Annotated in this window: 15 protein-coding genes and 1 tRNA gene; 5 read left to right on the top strand and 11 right to left on the bottom strand. The window is 51.2% G+C overall.

What is annotated here, in order from left to right:
* Positions 1-22: 22 nt before the first annotated feature.
* The 6 genes from HK11_RS03440 to HK11_RS12535 form a co-directional block, all read right to left on the bottom strand.
* On the bottom strand, positions 23-1,180 hold the full coding sequence (locus tag HK11_RS03440; protein WP_233133288.1) for a hypothetical protein: 1,158 nt from the start codon (positions 1,178-1,180) through the stop codon (positions 23-25).
* Positions 1,181-1,341: 161 nt separating this feature from the next.
* Complete coding sequence (locus HK11_RS03435; RefSeq protein ID WP_086553935.1) at positions 1,342-4,410, bottom strand: glycosyltransferase; 3,069 nt, start codon at positions 4,408-4,410, stop codon at positions 1,342-1,344.
* 50 nt (positions 4,411-4,460) lie between these two features.
* On the bottom strand, positions 4,461-6,275 hold the full coding sequence (locus HK11_RS03430) for a tetratricopeptide repeat protein (protein WP_086553934.1): 1,815 nt from the start codon (positions 6,273-6,275) through the stop codon (positions 4,461-4,463).
* A gap of 43 nt (positions 6,276-6,318) precedes the next feature.
* On the bottom strand, positions 6,319-7,779 hold the full coding sequence (locus HK11_RS03425) for an HlyD family type I secretion periplasmic adaptor subunit (protein WP_086553933.1): 1,461 nt from the start codon (positions 7,777-7,779) through the stop codon (positions 6,319-6,321).
* 3 nt (positions 7,780-7,782) lie between these two features.
* Entirely contained in the window at positions 7,783-9,978 is a 2,196-nt protein-coding gene (locus HK11_RS03420; protein ID WP_086553973.1) for a peptidase domain-containing ABC transporter, read from the bottom strand.
* A 226-nt stretch (positions 9,979-10,204) separates the two neighbouring features.
* Positions 10,205-10,675 (bottom strand): hypothetical protein, encoded by a 471-nt coding sequence (locus tag HK11_RS12535; RefSeq protein WP_086553932.1) that lies wholly within the window; start codon positions 10,673-10,675, stop codon positions 10,205-10,207.
* On the opposite strand from HK11_RS12535, the gene metH reads away from it, so the two are divergent.
* The 4 genes from metH to purF all read left to right on the top strand — a co-directional run bounded on the left by metH (position 10,674) and on the right by purF (position 17,963).
* Positions 10,674-14,189: a methionine synthase gene (metH, locus tag HK11_RS03410; protein WP_369822915.1), complete on the top strand. Its 3,516-nt coding sequence runs from the start codon at positions 10,674-10,676 to the stop codon at positions 14,187-14,189. The two genes, HK11_RS12535 and metH, sit on opposite strands and share 2 nt — an antisense overlap.
* 73 nt (positions 14,190-14,262) lie before the next feature.
* Positions 14,263-15,915: a Na/Pi cotransporter family protein gene (locus HK11_RS03405; RefSeq protein ID WP_158092779.1), complete on the top strand. Its 1,653-nt coding sequence runs from the start codon at positions 14,263-14,265 to the stop codon at positions 15,913-15,915.
* 2 nt (positions 15,916-15,917) lie between these two features.
* On the top strand, positions 15,918-16,442 hold the full coding sequence (locus HK11_RS03400; RefSeq protein WP_086553930.1) for a CvpA family protein: 525 nt from the start codon (positions 15,918-15,920) through the stop codon (positions 16,440-16,442).
* A gap of 45 nt (positions 16,443-16,487) precedes the next feature.
* Positions 16,488-17,963 carry an amidophosphoribosyltransferase gene (gene purF, locus HK11_RS03395; RefSeq protein WP_086553929.1) on the top strand — a complete coding sequence of 492 codons (1,476 nt, stop codon included), beginning with the start codon at positions 16,488-16,490 and terminating at the stop codon, positions 17,961-17,963.
* Positions 17,964-18,037: 74 nt separating this feature from the next.
* Here purF and HK11_RS03390 read toward each other — a convergent pair whose 3' ends face one another.
* The 3 genes from HK11_RS03390 to HK11_RS03380 are packed head-to-tail and all read right to left on the bottom strand — an operon-like array spanning position 18,038 to position 21,882.
* Positions 18,038-18,697: a membrane integrity-associated transporter subunit PqiC gene (locus HK11_RS03390; protein ID WP_086553928.1), complete on the bottom strand. Its 660-nt coding sequence runs from the start codon at positions 18,695-18,697 to the stop codon at positions 18,038-18,040.
* Between the two features lie 3 nt (positions 18,698-18,700).
* Positions 18,701-20,356, bottom strand: a complete 1,656-nt coding sequence (locus tag HK11_RS03385) for an intermembrane transport protein PqiB (protein WP_086553971.1) — start codon at positions 20,354-20,356, stop codon at positions 18,701-18,703.
* Between the two features lie 44 nt (positions 20,357-20,400).
* The gene (locus HK11_RS03380; RefSeq protein WP_233133287.1) at positions 20,401-21,882 is read right to left on the bottom strand and encodes a paraquat-inducible protein A; all 1,482 of its coding nucleotides are present in this window, start codon (positions 21,880-21,882) and stop codon (positions 20,401-20,403) included.
* Positions 21,883-22,048: 166 nt separating this feature from the next.
* On the opposite strand from HK11_RS03380, the gene HK11_RS03375 reads away from it, so the two are divergent.
* Positions 22,049-22,124, top strand: a tRNA-Thr gene (locus HK11_RS03375).
* Between the two features lie 43 nt (positions 22,125-22,167).
* On the opposite strand, the gene HK11_RS03370 is transcribed toward HK11_RS03375, so the two are convergent.
* Together HK11_RS03370 and HK11_RS03365 are read right to left on the bottom strand one after the other, a co-directional pair.
* Complete coding sequence (locus HK11_RS03370) at positions 22,168-23,859, bottom strand: glycosyltransferase family 39 protein (RefSeq protein ID WP_086553927.1); 1,692 nt, start codon at positions 23,857-23,859, stop codon at positions 22,168-22,170.
* Positions 23,853-24,617 (bottom strand): glycosyltransferase, encoded by a 765-nt coding sequence (locus HK11_RS03365; protein WP_369822914.1) that lies wholly within the window; start codon positions 24,615-24,617, stop codon positions 23,853-23,855. The genes HK11_RS03370 and HK11_RS03365 overlap by 7 nt, the downstream gene beginning before the upstream one ends.
* Positions 24,618-24,629: the final 12 nt, after the last annotated feature.

Raw genomic sequence — 24,629 nt, 5'->3', positions numbered from 1 at the left:
CATACAGCCGGGTCATTATAGTTTATCGGCGAGAAGCAGGTTTACGTCCACGGGTTGTTTTACGTGGAACGGAAACAGGCTTTTCTGCTTTCGGGGCAGCTGGCCTGCCGCGACGTGCTGGTACGGCTGGCACCGCTTTCACCGCCACAGCTTTCACGGCCACAGCTTTCGCTTTTCGGGCAGAGGTTTTACGCTTTTTAGGCGTTATAATTTCTTCTTCTTCAATAACCTCTGTAACCGGAGAATCGCCTTCTTCTTCGATGAACAGATCAAAATCATCTGCCTCGAAGATATCACCGTCCTCTTCGTCGAGCAGCACAGCCAGTTCAGCTTCAGCCTCTGCTTTTGCCTTAGCCGAAGCCTTCAGGCTTTTAGCTTTTTTGCCAGCACTGCCACGGGGAATAATTTCAAGTAAAAAAGCCTCAAGCGGAGCAAGAGATGCTGCTTCAACGGGCTCATCACCAGAAACTGGTCCGATCTCTGTACCATCTGTAAAGGTTGCTGTAATACGGCATTCAAATTTTTTCGCAGCCTGACCTTTGAGACGTACACGCAAACCAAGGATAGGAAGCGCCATACCACGGCTGCCACAATACTGCCCGCCGGCAACCCATGGTGACAACCAGCCTTTGCCCAGAACAGCCTGATATTCAATATCAGCCGGAGCGATCAGCGAAGCGGGAGCCACACCAAAACCTTCAATCCAGGCACGACTGCCCGGCTTACCCATCCATTCACCAAGGCGCGCGGCAACATCACCCCGGCGCTGAATATGCGCACCTATTTCAACTTCATCCTGTTTCACTGAGGCCTCAGCCTCCTGTGAGACAACAGCACCTTTAGCAGCCTGACCCTTTGTTGCTGCTGAAGCAACCAGCGGTGCTGCCGATGCGTCAGACTGCGCGCTGAGCTGAACGACCTGAAGACGGGGCGCTTCGTGCGGCGAACCATCTTCCTGATAAATTGTAACCATGACCTGAGCCGGACCCTGATGCACCCTGATCAGAGCTGCACCATTAACTGTGCTCATCCAGCCTTCACTATCAAACGTCAGAATTTCGACATTTGCTGTGTTTTTCACAGGTGGCTGCGAAATGCGTACACCAGGCAGGCCAGAGGCTGACGGAGGCTGTTGCCCTGGTGTAGAATACACACAGAACAGGCCCGTCTGAAGAGTCATCAGAGATCCTGAGACTTTTAAATCCGAAATTTTCTGCTGCGCCGACGCCTGGTTACTAGACATAAATCCTCATTCAATCAGGAATTTTTTTTAAAACTTACAAAAATAAGTTTAAATATCAGTGAATAAAGAAGCGAATGCTCCTGTGATCTCATCTCGTTCTATTTATTGCCTATATTTATGCTTTTTATCAACATCTCATTAAGCTCTGCACCTCTGAGATGCGGATTAATCACAACGCCCTGCCCTGTAGCACGAATGCGTTCAGCAGGCGCACCATGATCGAATGCAATAACAGACAACCCTGCTTTCCAGGCAAGCTCCAGTGTAAAACACCATGTTTCTGGCCAGACTGATGGTAAAAATGCAGCATCTGCCTGTATAGATTCCAGTAATGTGACTGCATCACCCTCTTTGTACCGACCGGTAATATAAACCCGACCAGTATTCAGCAAAGGAGTATCATCAGGGGTATGCCCGACCAGAACAAATTCAAGTGGCAAATCCCGGAGAGCCGCATCAAGAGCAGCCTGATACAGCACATCATACCCTTTTTCCCGGCCAACCGCGCCCACAATACATAGCCGTAAACGCCGGGATTCTGCCTGCCTGGGTGTTTTTAAAAAACCATCGGCAGGAACATAATGTCCTGCCGTTGCCTGTTTGCCACGACCTGGCAACTCTGCTCTCTTTACTCTCTTCTCAGCAGGTCTTACCACACAGGTGATTTCGGGAAAATGTTTCAACATTCTCTGCGCAGTATCACGAGACGGTACATATACAGTATCTGCCATACTGAGAACCGATGCAGAGCGCTGTACATATACTGCAACACTAATATCTTCTTCTATATTATTGCCGCCAGTAGAAATACAACGCTCGCACCCTGAAAGATCCGGCTCGCCACAATAGTTTCCAGATGGGTCAAGCAACGAGATACGCTGACAAAACCACATATAGTCATGTACAAACACATCACAGGAGCAGCATAATTCATTTGCAAGGTGTGCAATTGACGGATGGTGACCAAGCAGATGATGCAGCTCTACCTTCTGAACATTTTCATGCTGTAAAAGATCGAGCAGCCCGGCATGCTCATCAGGCAACGTAAAAACCAAAGACGGAAAATCCTCAGGGGCAGTACTATCTTCAATAAGGCATCCTTTTTTTGATGGCCTGAGAATTAAAACCCGAAAAGAACGCTTCCTGTAACTGGCGGCCCGCTCCTGAATAACCCGCTCAACTCCTCCGCCGTGATGATGCGTAACCAGTAAAACTGTTTTTTTACACACGCGGGCAGCCACCCCACGTGCGCGAAAACGCACCTGATCAAAACGCCGGCGCGCCTCAGACAGCGGATCACGCCTGATCCAGTCTGTCACCAGAGCATGATACCCAGGGTGCAGATCCTCAAGAATATCAGCATTGCGTGCCATCAGATCTGCCCGGGCACTGCCGAATGAGGCTGCCCCTGTATGTGCGACAAATACTCCTGGTGCGGCTTTATGCTTCCACCCCAGAGCACGGGCACGCATACAAAAATCATTTTCTTCGCCATATCCCTGGGCGAAAACATCTTCGCGCAACAATCCTGTCTGCTTCAGGCAATCATGACGTATATAAAGGCAAAATCCGTGACCTGTCGGGATGTCATATGACACCCCTTTATTGGCTACCAGTGCTGCAGCCATGAAAACCCTTGTCTGCATTGCATCAGGTTCAGCGTTTTCTCTCTCATGCGACGGGTATGACAAAATACTGGCATCGTTTGAAAATGGTGTCACCGTACCTGTCTGCTGATCACGGTAAGCAATCCGCCTCAGTTCTGCCAGCCAGCCCTCCGCGACGCATGTATCACTATTGAGCAAAATAACATCATGGCCCGCTAAAGCCCTCAGGCCCTTATTAACTGTACCGGGAAAACCAAGGTTACGCTCATTCTGATGACAGGAGAAATTATACTTCTCGCAAAAAGCGTTAACGAAATCGGTCAGCTCCCTCTCGGGGGAAGCATCATTGATAACCAGAACCTGAATTTTTATACCCTGAGTTGTCTTTCTGACAGCTTCAAGACAGCGCCTGGTACACGTCAGGTCACGAAATACAGGAATAATAATGGCAAGAGGTGCTCGCTGCCCTGAAACCTCGGGTGCGGGAATATTGTTTGTCAGGGCCGGAACGGGAAGAAAGCTTTCAGCCACACCTTTATCAGACGAAGAAAAAACCTCTGATGCAGTAAGGCGCATGCCGGCAAGGTACCTGGCAACCGCAACCGCACTCCGGGCCTTCTGCCCCGGAAAAAGCGGGCTGCCTGCCAGGTCGCGGCCATTTTCATCCCTGACACTTATAAAACCTGCAGGCAGCTCATGCTGCGAAAGTGAAAAATGACGGTACATGGCGCCCGGACGTTGAGCCCCGCCTGTTTCGTCAAGAACTGTTGCATGAACATGCTGCAGAGTTTTACCGCTCTGCACATCAATCACTTTGAGCACAGGCTCTCTTTGCGAGTCATAAGGAAACCAGGCCCAGCCTCTGAGACCTTCTGCCTCTTCTTCAACAAAGCCCTCGCATTTTATAATATGCTCTGGCCTGAAATCATTACCAAAGAAATGATCACCACCGGAAAATATAACTGAGACAACCTCAGCATGCTGCCAGCCTTCGGGGCAAAACCATTCTTTCCCTCTCCGGCATACAGGCTGAACCGTATCGTCATAACATACACTGACAGGCTTTAACGGAGAACGGCTCCCCCACCTGATCTGACCATTACCCTCAAGCCCGCACCAGCCTGCGGCCCCATTAAGATGGTAAATTTTGCTGACAAAATCAGCGATATCTGCATTACAGGAAAAATGAGACAACAAATGCTCTGCAGCGGCTAACGCACCAGCGACATCCTGCAATTCAAGGCGCAAACCTGAAAGCAGCATCCACCCTTCTTTAAAATCACACTCTGACAATAACGCAGAAAGAAGTATTTCTGCTTCAGACAGATCTCCTGTCATCTGGCGTGCAAGCACCAGGGCAAACATGACATGCTGGCTTTCAGGAGCCTGCCTGTTAGCATATTCAAGAAGGTCTCTGGCAGTTGCGTAGTCACGCTCTGCCCAGGCTTTCAGACCACTATAATAGGTTTTCTGCGCCTGCTGACTGGCAATGACCGCACGGGACCGGGCGCTCAGTGTCACATCCTGCCAGATCAGTGCTGCTCCGGAAGACCCGCTCATAAGAAAAACCTGGCTTTTCTGATACTCAAATAAAGAGACCGGCCTGCTGCTCAGCCGTCATGACTGGCGGCAGGAACACGGGTCTCAGCCTCAGCAGCCTCAAGGTTTGCAAGCTCAGCCGCTGCTTCAGAGATGCCCTGGGCTGCTGCCTTTTTATACCATATTTTTGCCTGTTCTGTATCCTGCTCACCAGCGCGGCCGGCAGCAAGGTAACGTCCCATCATCAACTGTGCAGGAGGGTTATTTTTCTCCGCCGCTTTCCTGAACCACTGCTGCGCAGCGACAAGGTCCTCAGGCACATCGTGCCCGCCGCCGTACATTGCACCAAGCGAGAACATTCCCCACACGTGCCCCTGAGCCGCTGCTTTTTTATATAACTCCAGTGCTTGCTGGTGGTCCATTGGCCCACCAGTGCCATTCACCAGAAGATCAGCATAAGCAACCTGGGCATCTGTCATACCAGCCTCGGCAGCTTTTCTGAGCCAGGCGCGACCTGCTTCGGGGTTCTTATCCGTGCCACGTCCATGCAGAGTAAGAATACCATACCAGTACTGTGCATTAACAATTTTATCAGCTGCAATACGCAGCCATCTGAGTGCCTCTGCATCACTCTTATAGCTTTGCTCTGTGCCTACCCCCTGAATAAGACACACGGCCAGATTAAAAGCTGACAAAGCATCACCCTGTTCAGCCTTTGTACGATATACCTGAATAAGGTCAGCGCTTATATCGGAAGAAGCCTGCCCCTGAAGCAGCATATTGCTCAGATCAATGGTTGCGTGATTGTGCCCCTGCTCGACTGCGAGCCTGAACCAGCGCTCAGCTTCACGCTCATCCCTGGCAACACCAACGCCCTCTTTAAACAGGGTCCCCAGCGTATAACTGGCAGCTGCATGACCGGCTTTTGCTGCCTGCTGATACCACGAAACAGCCTCGACATAATTTGGAGGCAAATCACCACCGCGACCGTACAGATCGCCCAGAGTAGCCGCCGCCTCTGCATCACCGCCTAATGCTGCACGCCTGAGCCAGGTCTCTCCGCGCACGACATCACGTTCCATACCGTGGCTACCAGCCATTAAGGCTACACCCAAACGAGCCTGAGCTTTTGGAACACCCTGCTCGGCAGCTTTACTGTAATATGAAAAAGCGGCACCTTCATCAGCAGAGCAGCCACCCATGCCATGCTCATACATCACACCCATCAGATATAATGCTGTAGATAAACCAGCATCAGCAGCCTTTCTCAGGTGCTGCGCTGCGACAATATAATCATCCTGAGAAGAGGCTGTCCCCAGTGTCAGCAGCCCCAGCCCAAGGTGGCCCTGAGCATTTCCCGCTTCAGCAGCCTTACGATACCAGTTTCGGCCTTCTTCAGGATTTCTGACATCCTCAGGCCCGTTACACAGCACATAACCATAAATTGCCTGGCCATCGACATCACCGAGCTCAGCCGACAATTTAGCCCAGACCGCGGCCCGGTGAAAATTAGGCTCACCTTTTTCAACAAGAGGCGAGCTCGCACCAAAAAGAGCACCGGAGCTGCCCTGATCTTCAATACTGGCCGGCAAACCGTTCAGATACAATGTTGCCATCGTAAAACCAGCTTTAGGCCAGCCTTTACGTGCAGCCTGGCGCATCCAGCGTACCCCCTCCGGCAGGTTGGGTGGCACCCCGTTACCTGTCAGATAAGCATCGGCAACAAGAAACTGCGCTTCAGGGATATCTTCACGAGCAAGCAGAGAAAGCTGCGAAAAACCCTTAATGGCTGTTTCGGGGGCAGCCATCAGAGCCTTTGCTCCCTCAAGACGGGCCTCGGCAGACCCATCGCGTCCGACCATCCGTTTGATTAAGCTTACGACCATAATGACTACCCTTATATTGTATGCCTGAACCGCAACTCTTCTTTTACGGCTCGCGCATTCCCTGGTTCATAAGCGGCATGATCGTATTAAGCATATACTGCATAATCGTTCTCTTACCGACCTTAATATCCGCTGTTATTGGCATACCAGGCTGAGGATGGAAGAAACTCGGAACGCCATGTAAAGTGTACTTATCAATTCTCATATGAACCCTGAAAAACGCCTGGTTTTTCGGATCAAGTGAGACACCGACCTGCTGCGCATCCTCATCCTGAACGAAGGAGTCCGCACTAATCGTTCTGACAACAGCCTCTGCACCGCCATACTGCTGAAAAGGGAAGGTTTCAAATTTAACCAGAGCTTTGTCACCCAGCTTTACAAAACCAACGTCTTTACCGGACAGAACAGTCTCAACCTCAAGCCCCTTACCAACCGGAATCAGGGTCATCATACGCTGCCCGGCAGAGAGAACACCGCCGACAGACACTCTGGCCAGACTAAGAATAATTGAGTCCTCAGGGGCCCTCATAATCACAAGCTGACTGTGAAGAACTGCTTTACGATATGATGCTTTTGATTCAGCCAGATGATGTTCAGCAGTATTCAGATCGCGATAAACCTCAGCCTTCCAGTTCTGAATATAACTCTCTTTTTCTGAAGTCTGTGCCGCAAGTTTATTGCTGGTTGATGCCGCCTGCTGCTGTGCAGCGATCTGCGAACGCTCAATATCCATCAGGGCATTCTGGGCACTCAGCGTTGAAAGCTTACTGCCAACCTGATCTTTCTGCAGCTGCATACGCATAGAGTGCACATCTGCTGCGACTTTACTTTGCGCTGCATACATAGCTGCACTTGCCTGATACCCTTTCATATCATGCTGAAGGCTGGCGATCATTTTATCATAATTAGTAATCTTGGCATTATACTCACCCTGACGGCGAATAAAGGCTTCAGCCTGCTGAGCTGATGCAAGATTCTGAGCTGTAGCCGTATACGTCCTGCCATCAGCCTCAGCCAGCAGACGATCTACCTCAGCCTGGTACTGATCTGTCTGGGCACGCATATTATCAATATCAGCACCGGTTGTTGTCGGATCAAGCTCAGCTAATATTTCGCCTTTACGAACGTAATCACCTTCACGCACCTTAATAGAACGTACAATTGACGCATCAAGAGGCTGAATAACTATTGGTGTTTCCGTTGAAATCAGCCGTCCTGACGTTGAAACCACTTTATCAAGCGGAAAAACAACCATAACTGTCAGGGTCGAGAGCATCAGTGCACCGATCAGCCAGATCATATACTGTGCTGATGCCGTTGGCGGCATGTTAACCAGAGCCGCAGTAGGCGAATGAAACTCAAGCAGGCCTATAGGCAGGTCACCAGGAGCGTAGGGGTCATCTGCCTGCCGGATAAAAGCTGTAGCTGTTTCATCTGGCATCTCATACTGAACAGGTTCCTGTGACTGAGGCTGCCCTGCGGGAATAATATCCTTCTCGCTCATGGCTTATTCTCCTTCCGCGATAAGGGAGGTATCATCCACGGCACTACCATGTGTATGACGGTTCTGCTGCATCCAGAGCGTACGATAAATATCACACCGCTCAAGCAAAACATCATGAGGCGCTATATCAACGACAGACCCCTTATCCATCACACAAATCTGGTCACAGTTCACAAGCGATGACAAACGGTGCGACACAATGACCATCGTGCGCCCTTTGCCTATACGTTCCAGGTTGGCATTCACCAGTGCTTCACTCTCAGGGTCGAGAGCTGATGTTGCCTCGTCGAGAATCATCAGTTTCGGATCGGTGATGACTGCACGGGCAATAGCAAGACGCTGACGCTGCCCACCGGAAATATTAGTCGAGCCCTCTTCAATAAAGGTCTCATACCCTGCAGGCATACGCTCAATAAACTCCTCAGCGCCAGCCATACGTGCTGCACGCATAACATCATCAATCGTATAGCCCGGACGACCCGCCGTAATATTTTCACGGATTGTACCACGAAACAGAAAGTTATCCTGCAACACAACACCGAAGGAACGACGCAGATGGGTAAGGTTAATTTCCCGCAGGTCAATACCGTCAAGACGCAGATAACCCGTATAAGAACGGCTGACACCCTGGAGCAGACGGGTTATGGTTGATTTACCTGAACCACTTCGCCCGACCAGACCCAGCATAGTGCCGGCAGGAATCTGAAAGTTCACATCTTTAAGCGCCAGACTTGTCGCGCCGGGATAGGTAAAGTTAACGCCATCAAAAACAAGAGCGCCTTTAATAGCCGGGCGCATTCCTGTTGTCAGCGCAACTGTCTCTGTCGGCTGATTCAGGACCGAAGCCGCCTCACCTAAGGAGGTCATCACTTCCGTATAATCATCCATCAGCTTGGCCAGGCCAACAAGCGGAGACGCAACACGACCACCCAGCATCATGAACGCAACAAGCGCACCAATACCTACTGTACCGGGACTTGTCAGCGTGAGATAAGCGCCAACAATAAGAATGCCGCGACTAATAAACAAATCCAGCGGCATCACCAGCGTTTGTGGCCAGTTCATCATACGTCCGGCAGCAAGCTTCCAGCGCACGACGCGGGCTGTCATTTCATCCCACACATGCTTACGGCTGTTTTCAAGAGCCAGCGTTTTGAGAGTACGAATACCAGCGACAGTCTCATAAAGAATCGCAGAACGATCACGTTCAGCAAGCATCTGATGCTGCATGACTTTAGTAACAGGGCCTGTAAACAACACTACAATGAGCCCGATAAAACCAGCGGCACCTATTGTCATCCAGGCCAGCGTCGAACTTAAGAAGAACAGAAACGGCAAAATTACAACAAGAGTAAACAAATCCAGAAAAGTGGTCATAAGCCTGCCGGTCAAAAAGTCACGCACTTTATAAATAGCCATGACACGACCAAGAAGGTTACCCGCCTGCTGCCGCTCAAAATACTCAAGAGGTAACGACACAAGACGATTAAAAATATTAAGAGATAAACGTGAATCAACACGGGTTGTCAGAACGAGGGAAACCTCACGCCGTGCATAAGACAAAAGAATTTCATAAACTGAAAACACGACGATCATACCGGTAATCGCCACCAGAGTAGACATCGAGTGATAATTAATAACTTTATCAATAATCTGCATCACGATAAGCGGCGGAAAAATCTGCAGTACACTTAATGTCATTGACGACAGTGCAATATCACGCAGGGATTTCTTCTCACGCAACACCATCTTGGTAAACCAGGCGAAACTGATTGGCGCATCAGCTTCTGACTGCCCCTCTCGTGCTTTCACCAGAACGATCTCACCTGTCCAGATACGGCTCAGGCGCAGCTCGTCAACTGGTACCGGGGGTGTCTCTTCCCCCTTCAGGGGATCACGCAGCCAGACAACACCGCGGTCGGGCGTTGTATTGACCATAATGGCTGCTGATCCATCTTTAAAAAGCAGAACAATAGGGGGCGAATTCGACATTCTGACAAGATAGCGCCACTTGATCTGCATCCCCTTGGCGGCAGCACCCTGCTCTTTCAGCCAGCGGCACAACGTTGCAGGAGACGGGCTGACCTCACCTGGCTCTGCCGCAAAATCCCGTATATCAAGCTCAAGCCCATGAAACCGCGCCGCTGCAATAACAGCACGCAACCGGATAATAGCGGGTGATACGCGTTCTTCACCCATATCAGTATGTGACTGAGAGCCAGAGACTTCCGGAACATTGTCAGAATGATTCACGAACAACCCTTTTGATAAAACGCAAACATTTCGTGTCGTTAAAAACTTTTTGTCACACAATCAGAGAGAATATAACTCTTTGAAAAAAATAATAATCAGAAATCAGGTGTTTTTTTGTGCAACAGAGCTTTGACACCTAACTGAACCACATTGAAAAATCACTCAAAAATTTTCACAAACTATCCTTAAGTCCGTACATTCCTGACACAACGCGGCTTTGCACAACCATATCGCACACCTCGTTTATGACATTTTTTTCACAAATAAGAAATACTTGTGTAAAAAAACAACATTGCCCCGTTGCACGATCGCGAAATATTTTCGCCAGAAGCTGGTCTATATCAAACGGATTAACACAACATGCACATGCGCGCCCGTGCCTTACCAGAGGACCATACCAGACACGGCTTTCTGCCCAGCTCTGCAGCAGATCAGAATGTGGCGTAAAATTGATAAATACTGCGGCACTCTGATTCCGCTGAGCCGGAACATTCTCCTCTGCCACGACGAACAGAGGCACTCGCCTGTCCTCTTCCCCTCTCCACCGCAGCCTTGCGGTGGACAGAGACGCCTGTCTCTGAAATAAGGTAGCGTCACGCAGCGCTGCTGCCTGCCCGTCCCCTCCCTCCTCTTTTCGCTCCATGGATGCCATGCCCTCTCGTCTCTCTCTCTCTGATGCCCTGCGTGAACACGTCCTGCTCTGCGATGGTGGAATGGGCTCGCGTATTCAGATGCTCGATCTGGACCTGACACGCGATTACTGGGGACAGGAAAACTGTACTGAAATTCTTACTCTGTCACGCCCTGAACTGATTCGTGAAATCCATCGCGGTTATTACGAAGCCGGTGCTGATATGGTCGAGACCAATACATTTGGCGGCTCTCCGATAACATTAAGCGAGTTCGGACTGACAGACAAAGCCCGCGAGATCAATCGTAATTCTGCCATTCTGGCACGTGAGGCCGCTGAAAGCTTCTCTGATGGCCGCCACCGCTATGTTCTGGGCGCTGTAGGCCCTGGCACAAAACTTCCCTCTCTGGGTAACGTTGATTACGACACTCTTGAAGCCGCACTGACTGAGCAGGGACGCGGCCTGATTGAAGGCGGTGTCGATGCGTTTCTGATAGAAACCTGCCAGGACACCCTTCAGATCAAAGCGGCTGTCAACGCCATGAAAGCTGCCCGTGCAGAAATGGGCGTACATCTGCCTATCTTTGTGCAGGTAACCGTTGAGGCAACAGGCACTCTGCTGGTTGGCCCTGACATCGCCGCCGCAGCCACGGTTATTCACAGCCTGGACGTTGACCTGATGGGCCTTAACTGCGCCACAGGCCCGCAGGAAATGGCAGAGCACGTGCACTGGCTTTCCGAAAACTGGCCACGCCTGATCTCTGTACAGCCTAATGCAGGCCTGCCTGAACTGATTGATGGTCAGACACATTACCCTCTCTCCCCCGAGGAGATGGCCGCATGGGTCGAGCGCTTTATTAACGAAGACGGCCTTAACCTTATTGGCGGCTGCTGTGGCACATCGACACCTCATATCGCGGCTCTTGATGCCATGCTGCGCCGCCGCGCAGAGGGCACTGGCCACCACCGCCCGGCCCCTGCCAGACGCACATCTGTGTGGGTTCCTTCAGTCGCCAGTCTGTATAACCAGGTACCACTGAGACAGGAAAACGCCTATTTCTCTATTGGCGAGCGCTGCAATGCCAACGGGTCTAAAAAATGGCGTGAACTTCAGGAATCTCACGACTGGGACGGCTGCGTCTCGCTTGGTCGCGAGCAGACCAAAGAAGGCTCAAACGCCCTCGACATCTGTACCGCTTTTGTCGGGCGTAATGAAACAGCAGAAATGAATGAAGTGATCAGGCGCTTCACCTCATCAGTTAACGCCCCTCTGGTCATTGACTCAACCGAAACACCCGTGATCGAAGCCGCCCTGAAGCTGCATGGTGGCAAACCCATCATCAACTCCATCAATTTTGAAGACGGAGACGGCCCGGCAGCAGACCGCATGGCCCTCGCCCGTAAATTCGGTGCCGCAGTCGTTGCTCTGACCATTGATGAAGAAGGGATGGCCCGCAAACCAGAAGACAAACTGCGTATCGCAAAGCGTCTGATCGAATTTGCCTGCGATCAGTACGGACTGCCGCAGTCTGACCTGATGATCGACCCGCTGACCTTCACCATCGCCACCGGTGCTGAAGATGACCGTAAGCTTGGGGTGTGGACACTTGAAGGCATTAAACTGATCCGTGACAACTTCCCGGATGTACAGATTGTTCTTGGTCTCTCCAATATTTCCTTCGGTCTGAATCCGGCAGCACGTGCCGTACTCAACTCTGTTTATCTCGACCATGCAGTCAAGGCCGGTATGACGGCTGCCATTGTGCATGTCTCAAAAATCCGCCCGCTGCACATGATTGCGCCAGAAGAAGTCAAAGTTGCAGAAGATCTGATCTTTGACCGCCGCACAGCAGATTATGACCCGCTGCAAACTCTGCTTGCCATGTTTGCGGATCGGAAGGCATCTGAAGCCGTCAAGCGTAAAAAAGCAGACACCGCGCAGGAGCGACTCAAAGACCGCATTGTTGACGGTGACCGAAAAGGCCTGGAAGCAGACCTTGAAGAAGCCATGACAGAAATGTCACCACTCGACATCATCAACACAGTACTTCTTGACGGTATGAAAGTAGTTGGTGAGCTGTTTGGCGCGGGTAAAATGCAGCTGCCTTTTGTGCTTCAGTCTGCCGAAACTATGAAGGCTGCTGTTGCCTGGCTTGAACCTCATATGGATCGGGCCGAAGGCCAGCAGCGCGGCACAATCGTCCTGGCAACGGTTAAGGGGGATGTACACGATATTGGCAAAAACCTGGTTGATATCATTCTGACCAATAACGGCTACCGCGTAGTGAACCTGGGTATTAAAGTGCCCGTAGCTGACATGATCGAGGCTGCAAAACGCGAAAAGGCCGATGCCATTGGCATGTCAGGTCTGCTGGTTAAATCAACAGTGATTATGCGTGAAAACCTCGAAGAAATCACCCGTGGCGGGCTCGACGTTCCCGTTCTTCTTGGAGGGGCGGCACTGACCCGCAACTATGTTGAAGAAGACTGCGTAGCCTCCTACAACCCTTCAGGGCGGGTCGCTTATGCCCGTGATGCGTTTGATGGCCTCACGTTAATGGACCAGATTACGCAAAACCGCTTTGATGACTATCTCTCCGCTATCAGCAAGCGTCGTGAGGGCAAAGCAAAACGTCAGGCTGCCCGTACACCTGAAGACAGCATTACACGCGGTTATGGTCCGGTCGACCGCGAAGCCGCCCGCGCCAGACGCACCAGACTGACACAGGATGAGGCTGTGCTGACCCCGCCTTTCTGGGGTAATAAAATCCTCTCTGTTCCGACAGAGGCGGTTATTCCTTTCCTCAATGAGCGCTCACTCTACCAGTTCCAGTGGGGGTTCAGAAAGCAGGGCCGTTCGCTCGATGAGTTTATGGTATGGGCGAAACAGGAGCTTCGACCTGTGCTCAGACGGATGATCGACATCGCCGCGGCAGATAATATACTCACACCGCAGGCGTCATACGGCTACTGGAAAGCCGCAGGCGATGGTAATGACCTCGTTTTATTTGATGAAGATGGCATAACGGAAGCCGCACGCTTTACTCTGCCTCGTCAGCCACGTGAAGATGGTGAATGTATTGCTGACTTTGTGCGTGATATTTCTGACGCACAGCGTGACGTTGTCGCCCTGCAGGTTGTTACCGTGGGGCAGAAAGCCTCTGACATTGCCCGCGACTGGTTTGAAGAGAACCGCTACCAGGATTATCTCTACCTGCACGGTCTCTCAGTTGAAATTGCTGAAGCTATGGCGGAATATACCCACAAGCGCATTCGTTCAGAACTTGGCTTTGCCATTGAAGACGACCGTAATATGGAAAAACTGCTTCAGCAGGGCTATCGTGGGTCACGCTATTCTTTCGGCTACCCGGCCTGCCCGCGCCTGGAAGATCAGCACCCTATTCTCAAGCTGCTGAATGCACCTGATATTGGGGTATCTCTGACAGACGGTGATCAGCTTCACCCGGAACAATCAACATCTGCGCTTGTTATTATGAACAAACATGCGAGATACTTCACTATCTGAGACTATCAGCCTGGATTTTTTCTTATAAAAACCCGGGCTGACGGTTTTTATAAGAAAAAGGAACGCCCATAACGTGGCTCTGCTAACGCTTATTAATCTGGCCGGAAGTATCGCGCTGCTGTTATGGGGCGTACATATGGTGCAGACCGGCGTACAGCGAGCCTGCGGTGCACGCCTTAACAGCCTGCTGGCCCGTATGCTGGGCAATCGCTTTCAGGCATTTCTGACAGGTCTTGGCATAACAGCCATCCTTCAGTCTTCAACCGCAACAGGACTGATGATTACAGGCCTGGCAGGACGTGGCCAGCTTGAGCTGGCACCGGCTCTGGCTGTTATGCTGGGTGCCAATGTTGGCACCACACTCATTGTTCAGCTCCTTTCGTTTGATGTCTCCTCCATCGCACCGGCATTTGTATTAACCGGAGTCATGCTCTTTCGCCGCAGTCAGGGTGCCTGGCGCGATTCAGGCCGTGCTTTTATTGGCCTGGGACTGATCCTGATCTCACTGCGACAGTTTCTGGTTCTGCTTGGGCCATATACTCATAAAGCAGAGTTTACGGCGGTTCTGGCCTCTATGGGCTCACATGATATTGCCGCTATTCTGCTGGGAGCTGTCATTACCTGGCTCAGCCATTCTTCTGTTGCCACGGTTATGCTGGTTTCAACCTTTGCAACCAGCAACACCATCACCCCGGAAACAGCTCTGGCCCTTATTCTGGGTGCCAATATCGGTACCTCCATTAACCCAGTAATGGAAGGGAACCGTACCAGCCCTATTGCCCGCCGTATTTCTATGGGTAACCTGCTGGTGCGTATCGTCGGAGCATGTATGCTGCTGCCGGTTCTGCCATGGATCAGCACCCTGATTACACGCCTCGAACCTGATGCCGCCCGCCAGGTAGCCAACTTCCATACTCTGTTTAATGTTGGCCTCGCGGTTATTATGCTACCCGCCCTGAAAATATATACCAGATTAATGGAAAAACTCATCCCGGACATTCCGGATGACAAAAAACAATCTCCTGGCACTCCACGCTATCTGGACACACTCCTCCTTGATAAGGCGCCTCAGCTGGCCATTGGCAGTGCCGCCCGCGAAGCCATGCGGCTGTGTGACCTTCTTGTAACCATGCTCGCGACTATGGGCGAAGGTATGAACACGACTGACCCGTCCCGTGCAGCATCAGCCCGCCCCTTAGGCAACGCCATTGAAGATCTGGGCGCGTCTATCCGTTCTTATCTGGCCGGGCTCGACCCCGAAACTGCCAGTGAACCGGAAATGGAGGCCGCTGAGGAAATTCTGGCATTCTGTAATCAGCTCCTGCATGCTGAAGACATTGTAGAACGCAGCCTTGTGCCTATGGTACAAAAAATGGCGCGCCAGCGTATTTCTTTACCTCCGTCACTTCAGGTGCCCGTGCAGAAAATGATGGATCAGCTCGCACGCAACCTGAATATCTGCGCGACTGTTCTGCTACGACAAAACACTTCGGAGACCAACCCACTGGCAGGCCAGAAGGATTTTTTCCGAACACTTGAATCAACAGCAACCGCTGCCTATTTTGAGCGCCTGCGCAAACAGCCCGGAGACAGCAATTCATCAGCTGAATATAATCTGCGGGAGGAAGTGGTGACCTATCAGCTCACCCTTTTACGTGACCTGCGCCGTGTCAATACGCATATTGTTGCCGCGGCGTCTTACTCACTCCCTACAGGAGAAGACTGAACGTGGCTGCGATCGATATTATCGCGCTTGTCCTCGTTACTTTATCTGTGCTGCATGGCCTTATACGGGGCTTTGCCAGGCAGGCACTTGGCATAGGGGGATGGGTTATCGCTCTGCTACTGGCCTGCCGTTACTATACTAACCTGATTCCCTGGACCCGCTCCTTCATCCACGACCATACTGTGGCAGATATTACCGCCTTTATTTTACTGATGCTCGTGCTGCTTGTCGTGGCTTCATTCGCCTCTTCCCTGATCGTTCGGGTGATTCATCAATCAGCCCTTCAGGGGCTCGACCACACACTGGGTGCCCTTTTTGGACTTGCGCGCGGGGTCCTTCTGGTTTTATTGCTTTTTGTGTCTGCACAGTGGCTTTTACCCCCGGAAGATATCCATGATATTGAAAATAAAGGGAAATTTACACCCTATATCCGGATGGGAGTCGCTTACATTCAGCCTTTTATGCCTGATTTTACGACAAAAGGGGTTGCGCCAGATCGCACAGCAGGTCATGACGCCACCTTATAGCTCATTTGGCACTTTTTCGGCTTTCTGCGGAGACCCTTCTTACTCATGAATGCCCCCGGTTCCTTACCCCCCGTACCATCAGCACATGATGATGATCATCTGCACGAAGAATGTGCTGTTTTTGGCATCTGGAACGCCAGAAATGCTGCCGCTCTGACTACTCTTGGCCTGCATGCTCTCCAGCACCGTGGCCAGGAAGCAGCTGGTATCGTCTCATGCGATGACAACTCTGAATTCTACTCCCACCGCGGACTGGGACTCGTCAGCGACGTTTTCAGTGACCCGCGCGTTATGGCAACACTTAAAGGCAACCGTGCCATCGGGCACAACCGCTACGCCACAACAGGCGCAACACTGCTACGCAACGTGCAGCCCTTATTTGCTGAGTTCGCCTTTGGTGGCCTGGCTGTTGCCCACAATGGTAACCTGACAAACTCAGAAACACTGCGTAAAGAACTGATCCTGCGCGGATGCCTCTTTCAGTCCACCATGGATACAGAGGTCTTTGTTCATCTGATCGCGACCTCTCTCTATGCAACTGTTGAAGATCGCCTGATTGACGCTCTAAAACGTGTTACCGGTGCTTACTCACTGGTTGTTCTGTCAGGTGATGCCCTGATCGGTGCCCGCGACCCTATGGGCGTTCGCCCGCTGGTTCTGGGGCGCCTGACCGGTACAGATGGTGATGGCGACAGCTGGGTTCTGGCGTCTGAAACCTGTGGTCTTGATATTATCGGCGCAGAGTTCGTCAGAGATATCGAACCAGGCGAGCTTGTCATTATTGATAATGATGGCGTGCGCTCTCTGCGCCCGTTTGGTCAGACCAAACCCCATTTTTGTATCTTTGAATATATCTACTTTGCACGTCCCGATTCTGTCCTTGAGGGGCTGCCGGTTTATGCGGTCAGAAAGCAGATCGGTCAGGAACTTGCCCGCGAAAGTGGCGTTGAGGCAGATATCGTTGTGCCTGTACCGGATTCAGGTGTGCCTTCTGCCATGGGATATGCTGAAGCCAGCGGTATTCCTTTCGAGCTGGGTATTATCCGCAATCACTATGTTGGCCGTACCTTCATTGAGCCCACTGACCAGATCAGAAACCTGGGCGTTAAAATGAAGCATTCGACAAACCGCCCCGCTCTGAATGGTAAGCGCGTTATTCTGGTCGATGATTCAATTGTACGCGGCACAACCTCACGTAAAATCGTCGACATGGTACGGGCTGCCGGCGCGAAAGAAGTGCACATGCGCATTTCCTCTCCGCCAACTCAGCACTCCTGCTTTTATGGTATCGATACCCCTGAGCGCAGCCAGCTGCTCGCCGCACAGCACGACCTGAAGAAAATGGCTGAACTGATTGGCGTTGACAGCCTTGCCTTTATCTCTCAGGACGGCCTCTACCGTGCTATGGGCTATGAAAGCCGTGAATCCTGCCGCGATCGTTATTGCGATGCGTGCTTTACCGGTGACTACCCTATTCCGCTCATTGACCATGATAAAGAATTTGGTACAGGCACTGCCTGAGGCAAAGCCAGACAAAAAAAGGGAGCTTCAGTAAGGAAGCTCCCTTTTTTTATAACCAGTCTAAAGCTTTTTATTTACTGAGACGTAACCTGCCGGGAGGCCTGATCTGCCTGCAACATTCTCAGCTGAGTTGCCGCTGTATCAGATAACTGCCCCAGCAGCAGACTCATATCCTGAATCAAAGCAGCTGAAGAAGACGGAGCCTTCCCCTCAAGAGTCAGACGCTGCATATAAAAAGGCTGATTTGTATCAATTGCACGCACTGACAAAATCGCTTCAAGCTGCGTACGACCAGACGGCCCCCGACTGAAGTGAGTGACCGAAAGCTCGACATAAGCATCCGGCTGCGTTGAAACAGCATCATTCTCAGCAAAAACAGCTGAGCCGGGCAAACGCTGTGCAATATCACCTGCCAGAGCATGACTTATCTGAGCAGAGAGAGAGTCACTCCAGGCATCATTCTGAGAAAGTGTCAGTCGATAACCTGAATCAGCCGTTACAATACGATCCCGATCCAGGCCAGAGGCAATGGTAGGAAGCCGCACTTCGACATAACGCGGACCACCTGATAAAGGCTGCCCGGGTGTAACGGCAAGCGTATAAAATGCCGGATTGGCACCTGAAGAGCAGGCTGTAAGTGATGTTGCCATAACACTCAGCACTGCAAAACCAGATAAAAAAGAACGGCGCCCAGAAAAAGAACGGGCAGACCGAAGAGCAAAAAGCATTTTCATGGCTTAACGTCCTGATATCAGCGCAGAAGGATGATTTGTCAGAAAATCAGCCAGGAAACGCATAGAACGGGCGGTCTGACTCAACTGAAGAATCATAGTTTGCATATTACGATAGAAGTCTGTGTTCTTGCCATAACTGCCCATAAGCTTGTTGGCATTCGCGATTGTCTGCTCAAGCTGCTTCGTCATGGCAGGCAGGCTTTGCATCAGTGGTGCAGTACCTTTACGCAGTTCGGTGCTCATGACCTGCAGATTCTGTAATGACGCTCTCAGACTGGTCAGGCTTTGACGCACATCCGGGCTAACCAGTGTCTGATCAGCATGAGCCAGAAGATTGCTTGCGTTCACACCAAGCTGCTCAAACGGCACACCAGCAAGACGTGCAGCCACTGTGGAGAGAGATTCCATAATGCCATTCATACCACCAGGCTGGCCAGGAATAACGAGGGTCGTGCCGTCCATCTCCACCTGAGCAGGCTGAGCATTTTTAACGAAATTGAGCGAGATCATACTTTCGCCGGTAAGAAAACTCACACTGTCAACAGAAGCACGCAGCCCGTGCTGAACCAGAGTTCTGAAAATATCTGTTAATGCACCATGCTTAAGCTTATTAGCGTCAAGAACACGCTCCGGCTGAATCTGCATACCAACACGAACGCGAGGCTGATCAGTCTTCGCATTCATCTCAAATTTCACGCTGGTCACATTACCTATCTGCAGGCCGAACATGCTCACTTTGCTGCCAACGGTCAGACCCTGCACTGAAGATGTCAGGTAAGTCACAAGCGGCACACGCTCATGATAACCAGCTGTTTCAGCATCTTCCCTGCTCTCATACAGCTTAAATAACGTATTCTCAGGCGCATCGTACTGCGTCACGGTGTCATATTTAAGCGGCAGGCCAAAAGCGACCCCCCCTGAGAACAACGCCTGCAACGACTGCAACTGCACCTTGAGGCCACCAGCACCAAAACCAACAGTGACACCCGACACGTTCCAGAAACGCGTGTCTGTGTGCAGATATCTGTCATAAGGCTGACGAATAAACAGCTCAATAAGTACTGGCCCAATCCCGCCAGGAGGCATGGTGTAACCCAGCACCTCACCAACAACCATATCACGGAAGAAAACCGGTGCTCCCGTACCAATAGACCCGATTGAAGAGGCAAGCAGATAATATGTCTGACCTGGCTGGTCAGAGGTTATACCTGGCGGTGATTCGAGGCCGCGAAAATGAGTAACATGCCATAGATCTTTCTCACCTGGCGTTACCAGCCCCGGGTCGAACGCGATATAGGCACCTGATAAAAGGGTCTCAAGACCTGTAATACTGGCCCCGTTAATACGCGGACGAACCACCCAGAACCTGGCGCGGTTTGTCAGCATATAGCTTGTGCCTGCATTCATGCGGATACGAACCTCAACATGGCTCATATCATCGACAAGCATAATTTTCTCGACAGTGCCGAGCACAACTGACTTATTTTTGACCTGTGTCTGACCACTGGTCAGACCATCAGCAGTGTCAAAAATCACCGTCACTTCGGGCCCGTTATTGGCAAAACTACGCCAGACCAGAAAACCTGCAATAAAAATAGAGAGAACAGGAATGATCCAGATAATTGAAAACCGGATACGACGCAGGGCAGAATCAGGCATAGCATCATCCTGATCCGGTGAGTTGTTATGTGTATTCTGCTTATTCACGCCTCGTCGGGCTCCATATTAGCTGAATAAAATTTCTCATCGCGAACCATAAGCGCCTTCTGAGAAGGCTGAAGTACACGCGAACTCCGGTCACCTTTGTTTTTTTGAGCAGCATCCCACATCAGGCGCGGATCAAAAGTATGAGCCGCAAAAATTGTCAGCACAACAACTGCGGCAAAACACACCATGCCACCATCCGCCGAGATGCTGGCAAGGTGACTAAACCTGACAACAGCAACGAGGATAGAGACCATAAAAACATCAATCATAGACCAGCGGCCAACAACATCGATAACTCTGAAGAGCTTTGACCTCAGAACCAGCCCTTTGGCTGAATGACGATATATTGTCACAACCATAACGGAAAGCCCAACCACTTTAAGCACCGGCACAGTAACGCTGGCAAATAACACCAGGATGGAAAGGGGTATCATATCACTCTGCCAGAGCTCTATTGCGCCCTGAATGATTGTATGACCCGAACCATTACCCAGACTGATCACTGTCATGACCGGATAAATATTTGCTGGCAAATAAAAAACAATCGCTGAAATCAGCAATGCTGTTGTGCGATGCAGACTGTTGGCCTTTCTTTGCCTGACCACATGCGAACATCGCGGGCAATGCCCTTCAGGATTGCTCGGATGTACATCGTGATCAAAAGCAAGGACCAGACCACAACTCAGACAGGAAACTCTGCGGGAAAAAGGATGCGTCTCGACTGAACACTGGTCAGCAGTAATCGTTTCAACAGGAACGCGGCTCCCGTTCATCATATGCATAAAAGAGTCAATTTTACGCTTACGCCATATCATTTCCATATCAAGCGTTGCATCTGTGGCTGCCATAGACACCATCAGAGCAGCAACCAGGTAAAGCGCCGGACCCACTTCAACAAAGGCCAAATCAACAAGCTTAGTGTAAGCAACAAATACACCAAGAATATAAACCTCGACCATCGACCAGGGCCGTAAGATTTCATACCATTTCAGGAGGTATGGCACCCATGATGGCAGCTGAGGGCGCAGGGCTGTTGTCAGAATGAGCCCCATCAGGGCAATCACCACACCAGGAGCCAGCACCGTTACCAGACCGACCAGAATGCCGGCCTCGCCCCAGCCTTCATGTAAAAGCTCTATAGGGCCTGTAACCATATCCACTGTTCTCTGACGGCCATACAGGTCAAGCGTCATAAGCGTAGAAAATAACATCGCAATATAAAGAGCAGCAGAACTAATGCAAAAAGCCAGAGGTGTCGCGATCGGAGCAGTCCTGTTACGGCGATCAAGTAACTGGTTGCAGCGCGAACAACGGGCCTGTGTCCCTTCTTTAAGCTCTGGCAACTTCTGATGCAGGCCGCAGCAGGGACACTCCATCACGTCCTGCACTACGTAAACCCGGCGCGACGTATCAACCGGTCCGGCCTGCTGGTACGCAGCCACATCCCGCTGCAAAGTCTGAAAAAGAGACATTTTCATGATTACGAGACTTTAACGCAAAAAAAATTCTGACGTAACAGAATAAATGAATAACGCTTCATCTTTTAACCTGGCCCTTTTTGTACAGAGTTTTTTCTGCAGTCGTGCTCATTCCTGGTTGCGTTTCCTATATGAGCATGATAGTCAGCGGTCGAAAATAAGTTATGCCCGCTTAGCTCAGTTGGTAGAGCACGTCATTCGTAATGATGGGGCCGGTGGTTCGAATCCGCCAGCGGGCACCATTTTCACTCCCTGATAAAATTACTAATAACCAGAGTTTAGCGCTCAATTACTCTGTTGTGCCAGAAAATACAGACTAATCGCAAGATGGTGGCCATTCGAATAATTCAACCCTGTTACCATCCCGCGTGACAGCAGGTCCGCCTTATCATCACCAAGAGCCGTTACAAAAGCCTCACGATCTCTCTGCGCAACAAGCGCAACCGTACAGGCTTTATCATTATGCATCAGGCGTGCTGCGGCCTGTGCACCAAGCAGCTTCACCTTCCCTCCCAGCAAAAATACAAGACTGGGCTCAGAAAAAGAAACTGAAATCACCTGTGTTTTATCACCGCAAGGACGGTACGTTTCAGCAAGAGCTGCGAGGCGGGGTGCCAGCCATATACTGTGCAACTTTGGCACAACAACCGTAAACAAACCGGCATAAAGCAGCAGTGCGCAGGTCGCACTGGTCACAAAAGCCTTAATAAGCTCAGAGCGTACCAGCATAACGGCTGAAATAATAACCAGAGGGCCACACCCTCCTGCCAGAATGAATGCTGGCAGCGAGAGCTGCCCCTCCAGACGCCACAGAAGAACCGGACCGGCGACCGACAAAGCAAGCCCTGTTATCGTCCATAATCCGCCATACACACAAAGAGCACCACGAGCCCAGAGTGCTTTTGGCCAGTTTCTCCAGACCGGGCCACCCTGTGCCAGAGCTCCGGCCGTGAGAACAGCAAGTGCCGGATAGGTCGGCAAAACATAATGGGGGAGTTTGGTTGCAATAGCTTCAAACACAAGCCAGTGGGGAATGATCCAGCATAAAAGATAGCGGACTGCCGGGGTTAAACGGTTACGCCACACCACAGGTAACGCTGCGACCACAAAAAACGACCCTGGCCAGAACGCCAGCAAAAACACAAGAAGATGATAACCTGGAGGTAAACCATGAGCCTGCTGCCCTGAAGCAACCTTACCCAGGAAATTCGTACCAACTGCATTACTAAAAAATGCACCGTGGCTCACTACGCCAATAGCAACACACCATGGCAAAACAATAACCAGTGAAACTATCCAGCCCCAGCCGGGTCGCAATCTGCGCCAGATATCAGCCTTACGCTCTGTCAGACAAAAAGCTGCAACCGTACCAAGTGTAGGAATGAGAATGACAGGACCTTTGAGCATCAGCCCAAGACCTACTGCCCCCCAGAATAGCAGAGCAGTTTTAATGGGTGTAGCACGCCTGGCCTCGCGATCAAGCAAAACCCGTACAAGGGCAACCTGCGCCAGCATAACAGAAAATAAGAGCGTGGAATCTATGGTCCCCATACGACTTTCAGCCGTAACGAGCACCGAAGCCATGAGCATAGCAGCTGCAAAAGAACCAGCTGAAGCGCCAAAAAGCACCGAAGCCATCCAGGCTGTTATCGCCACTGATGCAGACATGGCAAGCAGAGAGGGGACACGATACGCCCACACAGCACGGTCGTGCAGTGTACCACTCAGAGCAACTGAAGCCGCCTCGAGCCAGTAAATACCAGCCGGCTGAAGATATCGCGGCTTATCCTGAAAGCGCACATCAACAAAGTTGCCACTTTCGAGCATCTGCGCTGTGGCCTCCATATATCGTGGTTCATCACGATCAAACGGAGGCGTCGAGGCACGCCCGGGCAAAAATACCAGGAATGCAAAAATACCAATGAAAACAAGAGACCAGATAGACAGCCGGGACTTACCCTGGAAATGTCTCAACATTCCCGAACCGATTTTGGCAGTCTGGTGCGGTTGCGCAGCCACATAACCCCAAGCAGGTCACGCACGCCAACAATCGCCCTGTTAAGGTTTGTATATTTGGACTGACCATGCAACCTGGGACGATGCCCCACAGAGTGACACAGCAGCGGCACACCATAGGAATTGAGCAGAGCCGGTAAAAACCTGTGAAGCCCCTCAAACTGTGGCAGACGCAAAAAAACATCGCGCTGAAACAGTTTCATAGGCGCACCGGTGTCAGGGCAGTCATCATTCAGCAGCCTGCGGCGCAGCCCGTTAGCAAAACGTGTTGCCAGCACACGCGACAGACCGTCACGACGACGACGACGCACCCCCACAACTAAAGGCGGTGTGCCACTGGCTAACTGTGCCAGACGAAGCATTTCTATAAATTCGTGTGGATCATCCTGGCCATCACCGTCAAGCGTGGCAACCCACTCCCCCCGTGCAGCAGTAATGCCTGTACGCAGAGCAGCCGATTTCCCGCAACAACGTTCGTGACAAAGAATACGCAGCGTGGGCAATTGCTCATCACGCAGCTTTTGAAGAACAGCCACTGTGTCATCGCGGCTGCCATCATCAACAAAGATAATTTCTGTTTCAGGCAGGCTACGACAGGCGTCAGCCAGCTCCTGACAGACAAAAGAGAGGTTATCGCTCTCGTTAAGAACAGCGATAACAAAGCTCAGAACCGGTACTGTATCAGACCGGGAAGAAGAGTGGATGCTCAAACCGGGCAACAGCGCAGTTTA

The sequence above is a fragment of the Acetobacter sp. DmW_043 genome, from assembly GCF_002153485.1.
In the GTDB taxonomy this organism is placed as follows: domain Bacteria; phylum Pseudomonadota; class Alphaproteobacteria; order Acetobacterales; family Acetobacteraceae; genus Acetobacter; species Acetobacter thailandicus.
This window is presented reverse-complemented; position numbering and strand designations above follow the sequence as displayed.

Excerpts from the sequence above, each read along its gene's own strand:
- HK11_RS03440 (WP_233133288.1), bottom strand. The coding sequence starts at position 1,180 with ATGACTCTTCAGACGGGCCTGTTCTGTGTGTATTCTACACCAGGGCAA.
- HK11_RS03435 (WP_086553935.1), bottom strand. The coding sequence starts at position 4,410 with ATGAGCGGGTCTTCCGGAGCAGCACTGATCTGGCAGGATGTGACACTG.
- HK11_RS03430 (WP_086553934.1), bottom strand. The coding sequence starts at position 6,275 with ATGGTCGTAAGCTTAATCAAACGGATGGTCGGACGCGATGGGTCTGCC.
- HK11_RS03425 (WP_086553933.1), bottom strand. The coding sequence starts at position 7,779 with ATGAGCGAGAAGGATATTATTCCCGCAGGGCAGCCTCAGTCACAGGAA.
- HK11_RS03420 (WP_086553973.1), bottom strand. The coding sequence starts at position 9,978 with ATGGGTGAAGAACGCGTATCACCCGCTATTATCCGGTTGCGTGCTGTT.
- metH (WP_369822915.1), top strand. The coding sequence starts at position 10,674 with ATGGATGCCATGCCCTCTCGTCTCTCTCTCTCTGATGCCCTGCGTGAA.
- HK11_RS12535 (WP_086553932.1), bottom strand. The coding sequence starts at position 10,675 with ATGGAGCGAAAAGAGGAGGGAGGGGACGGGCAGGCAGCAGCGCTGCGT.
- purF (WP_086553929.1), top strand. The coding sequence starts at position 16,488 with ATGAATGCCCCCGGTTCCTTACCCCCCGTACCATCAGCACATGATGAT.
- HK11_RS03390 (WP_086553928.1), bottom strand. The coding sequence starts at position 18,697 with ATGAAAATGCTTTTTGCTCTTCGGTCTGCCCGTTCTTTTTCTGGGCGC.
- HK11_RS03385 (WP_086553971.1), bottom strand. The coding sequence starts at position 20,356 with ATGCCTGATTCTGCCCTGCGTCGTATCCGGTTTTCAATTATCTGGATC.
- HK11_RS03380 (WP_233133287.1), bottom strand. The coding sequence starts at position 21,882 with ATGAAAATGTCTCTTTTTCAGACTTTGCAGCGGGATGTGGCTGCGTAC.
- HK11_RS03370 (WP_086553927.1), bottom strand. The coding sequence starts at position 23,859 with ATGTTGAGACATTTCCAGGGTAAGTCCCGGCTGTCTATCTGGTCTCTT.